Below are 7,536 nucleotides of genomic sequence, written 5' to 3' on the forward strand. Positions count from 1 at the left end.
TGCTGAAAAACGGAATATGCCTCTGAGTTCACGAGGTAAATCAGGAGGAACTATGAAACCACAATTTCGCTATTTGGACAAACCGGCGCTTGAGCCTGTACCAGGCTGTGACTGGGCGGACAAAATGGTTCTCAATCCGGCGATCATTCAGGACCCTGACTCGAATGACATTCATATGCTGTTTCGGGCTACGGGGCCGTGGCCGCAGAAGAGAAGGGAGGGCTGCCATGATCCTTATCCGATTTTTTTGGGCTACGCGCGCAGCAGAGATGGGGGCGAGACCTGGGAAGCAGACTTTTCAAGACCAGCCCTGGCTCCGGCCCTCGGGTATGAAGAGGATGAATTGTACATCACGGACATTGACGGAAAAAGAGTGCGGAATTACGCCAACGGCTGTGTGGAGGACCCCCGTATCTTTTACACCGGGAACGAGCTGTATGTCACGGTGGCCTGCCGGGCTTTTCCCCCTGGACCTTATTGGCTCAGCAGCAAGCAGCCTCCGGTGCAGACGCGTTTTGAGTATGTGCCGGATTGGATCTTTGCGGGAGAGAGTACAGACCCGTTCATTCAATCGGCCAGGGCGAATGATACGGTCAGCGTTCTGTACAAGCTGGATTTGACCAGGCTGAAGGAGGGGAACTATGAAGACGCTTTCGGGTATGTAGGCCCGCTTACTGAGGGACCTGTCAGCGATAACCGGGATGTGTTCCTGTTTCCTGAGCAGATGAGGATTGCAGGGAAAAGGCAATATGTGATGCTGCACCGGCCGATGAATGTGCTTCCTTTTGCCGGAGGGGAGCAGGCGGGCAAACCGTCCATTTATCTGGCGGCGGCGGAATCCGTCGCGGATTTCGCTTCACCTGCTGCCGTCCACCGGCTGCTGGCCAGCCCGCTGTTTGATTGGGAGGAGGACCGTGTGGGGGCAAGCTGGCCGCCGGTCGCCCTGGGGAATCAGGAGTGGCTGGTGGCGTATCACGGGAAGAAGAATGCACAGTTTGGCTATACGCAGTCCTTCATGATCCTCAAGGAGCAGGAGAATGATTTTCCGGTCATTATTCACCGGTGCTCCGAGCGTCTAATGTATGCGGAGCGGGATTGGGAGATGCCGGAGGATTACCCTACGCCCTGTCTGTTTACCACGGGAGGCATTGTCATGGGGGAGGAATTAATGATGTCTTATGGCGCTGCGGATCAGAAGGTGGGGATCGCCTGGGTTCATTTTGCGGAATTATTGGAATACATCCGGACATTTAATGAGAACGGCATCCAGCGGTAACGGGGGAGCCAAGCCGCTGCCGCCTGCCGCAAAGAATAGAATTCTGTCCCTCAAGAGTGAGTCTGCCGCACTCCTTTTGCCGGAGGGGTAGCCTATAATAGAGAACGAGCTCACAATACAAATGTCAATCAAAGGGGTAGAACGTATGCAGAAAAAATGGTTGGGCCTCAGCCTGAGCCTCATGCTGGCCGCCGGAATCGCCGGCTGCGGCGGTAACAATAACGGTAACGGTGCTACGGCGGAGGGAACACCCGGAGCAGCAACAGCGAGTCCGGCAGCTTCGGCCGCAGCTGAGACAGGCGAGCCGGTGCAGCTTAAATACTGGACTGATGACCGTCATGACCAGGAATATATCAAGGAACTGGTCGATAAGTTCAACGAGACAAACGGCGAGAATATCCAGGTGGAATTAACGGTCATGTCCGAGAATTACGCGCAGAGCGTTGATATTGCCTTCACCAGCAACCAGGCACCGGACATCCTTCGTCTGAAGAGCGGCAACACCCCCGAATTTGTCAAAAAAGGCTATTTGGCTCCGATTGACGATTATCTGACCGATGAGATCAAGACTAAATTTGGCAGTCTGCTGATCGACAATGTCAACCGTTTTGACGGCAAGGTGTATTCTTTGGCCAATACCGGCCTGACCCTGCGTCTGATCTACAATAAGGATCTCTTTGACAAAGCAGGCATCGCAAATCCTCCGGCCTCGCTGCAGGAAATGGTCGATGACGCCAAAAAAATCACTGAGGCCGGCAAATCCGAGGGCGTCTACGGCTTTGCGCTGAATTTCAAAAGTCCAAAGTCGGCTTTTGACCGTTCCATGCGCGAGATTCTCTCCTTGAGCGGTTATCAGGGACTTGGCTTTGACTTGAAGACAGGCCAGTTCGACTTCGCGCCTTACTCTCAGGTTATCGAGTATTTCAAGCAGATGTACGAGGACGGAAGCATTCTGCCGGGTGCGGAAACGCTGGATATTGACCCGCTGCGCGCCCAATTTGCCGCAGGCAAAATCGGCATGTACCTCAGCTTCTCGACGGAGCCGGGTGTATACCAGGACCAGTTCCCGACAGAAATCAACTGGGCAGGTACGCTGGCCCCTACGCTGGACGGGCAGATTAAGGGAACCTCGGAAATCGTATCTGCCGGTACCTGGCTTGGTATTAGCGCCAAATCAGCCCACCAGGAAGCAGCCTGGAAATTCATGCAGTACATGTACGGCGACGATATTCTGAAGACATATCATGAGAAGGGCTTCGGGATTGCGGTGGTGCCGAGTATTGTGGAGCAGGCCAAGAAGCCGGAGATTGGCGGTATGGAAGGCTTCCTGGTCGGTGAGCATGACTCGCTCTGGCCTGCTGTGCCGAACGTCATGCCGGAAGGCTCTACCTATGCGGATGCTTTCTTCAAATATATGCTCTCTGGCGGAGATGCCAAGGCCATTGCTGCTGATCTGAATACAAGATACAATGACGCATTGTCCAAAGCAGTGGAGAAGGGCGAGGTTACTGTTACGCCGGACCCGGCCTTTGATCCAATGAAGCCGCAGGGAGAATAACGGGTGACAAAGGGGCTTGTACGGGATTCCCGGATCAGCCCCTTTGCTATCCCTCAAGGAGACGAATCATGATCTATAAATGGAAAAGACTTGGAGAGAATTCCCTGTTCCTGGCCCCAAGCGTCATTCTGACGCTCACGCTCGGCATCTATCCTCTGATCTGGATGCTGCGCTATATGTTCTATGATTATGCCGGATACGGTGAGGCGCTGTTTACCGGGCTGGACAATTTCAGCCGGCTGCTGCGGGATACCCTGTTCTGGGAATCGGTGCGCAATACCTTCATCTTTGCCGGAGGGAAGCTGCTGCTGACCCTGCCGCTGTCGCTGCTGCTGGCTGTTATTCTTAACGGCAGATTGCGCGGATCGAATTTGCTCCGGGGAATTTACTTTATGCCGACAGTCATTAGTACTGCGGTGATCTCGGTTGTTTTTTATAACATCTTCAATTCCTATAACGGCATGGTTAACACAGTTCTGATGAAGCTGCATCTCGTCTCCCAGCCGGTCGACTGGCTCGGTCCGAAGCACGCCATGCTGACCGTCATTCTTGTGGCGGTGTGGGGTGCCGTCGGGAACTATATGCTGCTCTTTCTCGCCGGGCTGCAGAGCATTCCGCAGGACCTGTACGAGAGCGCGTCCATCGACGGAGCGAACGCCGGAAGACGCTTCTGGAATATTACGCTTCCGATGCTGGCTCCGGTAGCCCAGATGGTCATTATGCTGGCGATTATCGCTTCCCTGAAGGGCTATGAGAGCATCATGGTCATCACCGAAGGCGGACCGATCGGCAGAACGGAAGTCATGTATCTCTATCTCTACAAGCTGCTATTTCCTGTATCCACCGGTTCACCGGTAACACAGCAACTCGGCTACGGCAGCGCCGTGGGCTTCGCCACCGCTGTAATTGTTGGAGCGGTAACCGGCCTGTATTTCTTCTTCAGCCGCAAAATGAACAAGGTGTATTAGGAGGCTTATCCAAATGAACGAATCTGTGATATCCAAGCAGCCCGCAGGGCGGCCGCAGACGGCTGGCCGGACGCCCGGCTCTGCCGGGAGAATCGTGACCCGGACCGTGATGTGGCTTTTCCTGCTGGCCACGGCGGTCCTGACCTTGTTTCCGCTGCTGATGACATTGACCGGTTCCTTGAAGACCGGAGCAGAGATGATGACGGGCGGAACCCTGTTTCCCGCCAAGCTGCAATTCAATAACTATGCTGAAGCCTGGAAGCAGGCCAATTTCGCCCGCTATACCTGGAACAGTGCTTTTATGAGTGTAATGGTGACGGTGGGGACGCTGCTGGTGGCCTCGATGGCTGCTTATGTGGTGGACCGGCGTGATTTTCCGGGGAAAAGAATCTATGTCACGGTGCAGGCTTCCATGATGTTCATTTCAGTCGGGGCCATCGTCCTGCGCCCGCAGTTCGATCTGATGGTTGCGCTGCATCTGAATACGACGCTGTGGGGGGTTATTCTGATTCTGGTCAGCGCCCATTCCAGCACCTTCTTCATGCTGCAGGGCTTCTTCAAGGCGATCCCCCGGGAGCTGGATGAGGCGGCGATGGTGGACGGCTCCGGCTTCATCCGCACCTTCTTCCGTATCATTCTGCCGCTGCTGACCCCGGGACTCGGGGTGGCCGGATTGTTCGCCTTCCGCCATGCCTGGAACGAATACATTCTGCCGCTGGTCTTCACAATGACCAATCCGCAGCTGCAGACGCTGACGGTCGGTCTGGCGAATCTCCGCTATGGCTCCTCGGCCGCGATGCAGATTCACCTGATGATGGCCGGGGCCTGCCTGTCCATCCTGCCGATGCTGCTGGCGTATATTCTGGCGAATAAAACCTTCATCCAGGTGACGGCGGGTTCGGTGAAGGGGTAATAAAGTTAAAAATGAAGCATAAAGGAGGATTAGGATAATAATGAATTACGGACATATTACAGTACCGCAGGCAGAGGTGCCGGTCTCCCGCGAGGTGGATGTGCTGGTCATCGGCGGCGGGGCGGCAGGGATTGCTGCTGCGATCTCCGCAGCCGAAGGCGGGGCAAGCACCATGATCGTGGAGCAGCGCGGGTATCTGGGCGGAATGGGCACCGTGGCGCTGGTGCCGGCGTTCTGCCCCTACACAGACAAGGTTAAGCCGATTATCCGCGGCCTCGGCCTGAAGCTGATGGAACGGATGAAGCAGGCTTGTGATCCAGGCTATCAGGAGGAATACCGCGAGCAGCTGGACTGGGTGCCGATTGATCCTGAAGTGTTGAAGCGTGTCTATGACGATGCAATTCTGGAGAGCGGTGTGACGCCGCTGTTCCACACCTTTGTCTACGATGTGGTGCGGTCGCCGGACGGCCAGACGATAGAGGGTGTAATGATTGTCAATAAATCCGGGCGGTCGTTCATCGGCTGCCGTTATATCATCGACTGCACCGGTGACGGCGATATTGCAGCCCTGTCGGGCGTACCGTTCCAGAAGGGTGGCGATGAAGGGGAGCTTCAGCCGGGCAGCATGTGTTATCTGCTGGCGAATGTGGACCGGCCAAGCTTCAGCCGCTTCCTGGCGGAGACGGGAGATACCAGTCAATTGCACCGGACGGTGGAGCAGGCGATTCTGGAAGGAGCGCTGCCGGAAGGCCGCAAATCGATCTCCGGCCTGGCCTGGGTGAGCGATCAGCTGGTCGGCGTTAACTTCGGCCATGTGTTCGGGGTGGACGGGACGAAGGCCGAGGACCTGACACGCGGAGCGATTGAGGGCCGCCGGACGGTGCTGCGGCAGCTTGAATTCTTCCGCAAGTATGTGCCCGGCTTCGAACAGGCGCATCTGGTGGCCAGCGGAGAACAGCTTGGCATCCGGGAGACGCGGCGCATCCAGGGCGATTACACGCTGACTGTGGACGACTTCGTGGCCGCCCGTTCTTTCCCAGACGATATCGCCCGCAATGCCTATTACATTGATATCCATCTGGCGACCAGCAAAAGTGATATGACCTTCAATCATCTGCCGCCGGGCGTCTCCCATGGGGTGCCTTACCGGGTGATGCTGCCGGTGGGCATCCGCAATCTGTGGGTGGCGGGACGTTCCGTGTCCTCGGACCGGGCGGTGCAAGGCTCCCTGCGTGTCATGCCGAACTGCTTCTCGATGGGCCAGGCCTGCGGGACGGCGGCAACGCTTGCGCTGCGGGACGGTACAGACTCCCGCAGCATCTCGGTTCCTGAACTGCAGCAGCGCCTGCTGGAGCAGGATGTGTGGCTCGGGGAGGATTTCGTTCCGGGGGCAGTGGAGCAGGATGCGGGGCAGGCGCAGTGAGTGGCGCGAAGAATGTGGAGAGTGTGGAGAGCGTGGGGAACGTGGAGAGCGGGAAGAGTGTGAAGAACGGGAAGAGCAAGGAGTGCTGGAAGAGGGTGGAGAGCGCGGAGAGCGCGGAGAGTGTGGAGAGTGTGAAGAACGAGAACAACGAGAACAACGTGAGGTCACTTCCGTTGCAGGAGGAGTGGTTTCACGGGGCGGTCTCGCTGGAGCACCGGCAGGAGGGCATCAAGCCCTGGAGGATCCCCTACCGGGACTATGACTTGTATCCGCCGGATGGAATCGGCGGAAAGGCAGAGATCTGCTCCGGTATCCGGCTGCGGCTGGCCACCGATTCCGGGACGGTCCTCCTCTCGTTTGAGCCGCTTGCGGAGGATGCTTCGCTGGATTGTGTGGCTGACGGCCGGCTGGTTGAGACGCTCCGGCTGGCTGCGGGGGCTGGGGAGGCCCGCTTCACCGGGCTTGCCCCAGGTATGAAGGAGCTGGAAATCTATCTGCCGCAGAACACGGGCATGACGATTAGCGGTCTTGCCATTGATGATGATGCTGTTGCCGAACCGCTGGCGGATCTGCGGCCGCGCTGGGTGACGTATGGAAGCTCGATCACCCAGTGTGTAGCCGCTTCAAGCCCGTCGCGCACCTGGCCGGTGATCGCCGCCGGAGAGATGGGCTATCACTTGACCAATCTCGGCTTCTCCGGCAACTGCCTGATGGAGCCGATGGCGGGCCGGCTGATCCGTGATCTGCCGGCTGACCTGATTACCTTGTGCGTCGGCGTGAATATCTACGGCGCAGTGTCCTCCAGCCCGCGGATGTTCAAGCCGCTGCTGATCGGTCTGCTGGAGACGATCCGCGAGAAGCATACAGAGACACCACTGGTGGTCATCTCGCCTATCTACGGAACGGAGCGGGAGACGGAGGAGAATCCGCTCGGCTTTACCCTGCCGCTGATGCGCCGGGAGATCGCGGATACGGTGAAGCTGCTGCAGGCACGGGGCGACCGCCAGCTGCATTACCTGGATGGTCTGGAGTGGTTCGGTCCGGCGGACGGGCAACTGCTGACCGATGGCCTGCACCCCGGCCCCGAGGGCTATGAGCTGCTGGGCAGCCGCTTCGGCGGCAGGCTGGCGGCTGCGCTTCAGGGCGGAATACTGCACCAGTAGAGCTTCAACTTTAAAACTGTAAGATGAACCTCAGGGGTATTAAAGGCTGAGCACGAACATCAAGCTAGATGTTGGGCTGATATCGGGCTGAGCCTGCACCCGTTACCGATTTCTGCTCTTACATTCAAGCAGGTGATTGTATTTCCAGGTATTTTTTACAGTAATCCATTGTACAAAATGGAGCGACCGAGCCTAGGTTGAGTAACTTAGCAGGTGGAACCCCTGCTTGGAAAGG

Annotated in this window: 6 protein-coding genes; all 6 read left to right on the plus strand. The window is 57.1% G+C overall.

The annotated features are described in order from the left end of the window. Positions 1-52: 52 nt before the first annotated feature. A complete protein-coding gene (locus K1558_RS28300; RefSeq protein WP_238655323.1) occupies positions 53-1,276 on the plus strand; it encodes a glycoside hydrolase family 130 protein in 1,224 nt (407 codons plus the stop codon). Between the two features lie 145 nt (positions 1,277-1,421). Beyond that, positions 1,422-2,834, plus strand: a complete 1,413-nt coding sequence (locus K1558_RS28305) for an ABC transporter substrate-binding protein (protein ID WP_238655324.1) — start codon at positions 1,422-1,424, stop codon at positions 2,832-2,834. A gap of 68 nt (positions 2,835-2,902) precedes the next feature. Further along, entirely contained in the window at positions 2,903-3,802 is a 900-nt protein-coding gene (locus K1558_RS28310; RefSeq protein WP_238655325.1) for a carbohydrate ABC transporter permease, read from the plus strand. Between the two features lie 13 nt (positions 3,803-3,815). After that, positions 3,816-4,715: a carbohydrate ABC transporter permease gene (locus K1558_RS28315; protein WP_238655326.1), complete on the plus strand. Its 900-nt coding sequence runs from the start codon at positions 3,816-3,818 to the stop codon at positions 4,713-4,715. A 40-nt stretch (positions 4,716-4,755) separates the two neighbouring features. After that, a complete protein-coding gene (locus K1558_RS28320; protein ID WP_238655327.1) occupies positions 4,756-6,138 on the plus strand; it encodes an FAD-dependent oxidoreductase in 1,383 nt (460 codons plus the stop codon). Next, a complete protein-coding gene (locus K1558_RS28325) occupies positions 6,135-7,301 on the plus strand; it encodes an SGNH/GDSL hydrolase family protein (RefSeq protein ID WP_238655328.1) in 1,167 nt (388 codons plus the stop codon). Before K1558_RS28320 ends, K1558_RS28325 begins: the two co-directional genes overlap by 4 nt. Positions 7,302-7,536 lie beyond the last annotated feature (235 nt).

This window comes from Paenibacillus piscarius, assembly GCF_022234545.1.
Lineage (GTDB): Bacteria > Bacillota > Bacilli > Paenibacillales > Paenibacillaceae > Paenibacillus_AQ > Paenibacillus_AQ piscarius.